Source organism: Paenibacillus sp. MER 99-2 (assembly GCF_023714095.1).
In the GTDB taxonomy this organism is placed as follows: domain Bacteria; phylum Bacillota; class Bacilli; order Paenibacillales; family Paenibacillaceae; genus Paenibacillus.
In genome coordinates, this window is record NZ_JAMAUZ010000045.1 from 1 (window position 1) to 395 (window position 395).

2 tRNA genes and 1 rRNA gene are annotated in these 395 nt (G+C 55.4%); all 3 read left to right on the forward strand.

Annotated features, from left to right (window positions below):
- Positions 1-18: 18 nt before the first annotated feature.
- The 3 genes from rrf to M3636_RS29245 all read left to right on the forward strand — a co-directional run bounded on the left by rrf (position 19) and on the right by M3636_RS29245 (position 352).
- Positions 19-135: ribosomal RNA gene (rrf, locus tag M3636_RS29235) — 5S ribosomal RNA — on the forward strand.
- A gap of 38 nt (positions 136-173) precedes the next feature.
- Positions 174-250: transfer RNA gene (locus M3636_RS29240), tRNA-Ile, on the forward strand.
- Between the two features lie 26 nt (positions 251-276).
- Positions 277-352 (forward strand) — tRNA-Ala (locus M3636_RS29245).
- Positions 353-395: the final 43 nt, after the last annotated feature.

The window sequence follows — 395 nt, forward strand, 5'->3', positions numbered from 1 at the left end:
TGAGATGTAAGCTACGCGTTTGGTGGCGATGGCGGAGGGGTTCCACACGTACCCATCCCGAACACGACCGTTAAGCCCTCTAGCGCCGATGGTACTTGGACCGCAGGGTCCTGGGAGAGTAGGACGCTGCCAAGCGAAAACCCTTAGGGGTATTTTTTTTCGAATGTCTATACGGGCCCTTAGCTCAGTTGGTTAGAGCGCACCTCTGATAAGGGTGAGGCCGGTGGTTCGAGTCCACCAGGGCCCACCATAAATATAATAGTAGTACCGAAGAATGGGGCCATAGCTCAGCTGGGAGAGCGCCTGCCTTGCAAGCAGGAGGTCAGCGGTTCGATCCCGCTTGGCTCCACCATTCCCTGATAGCTCAGTTGGTAGAGCACTCGACTGTTAATCGA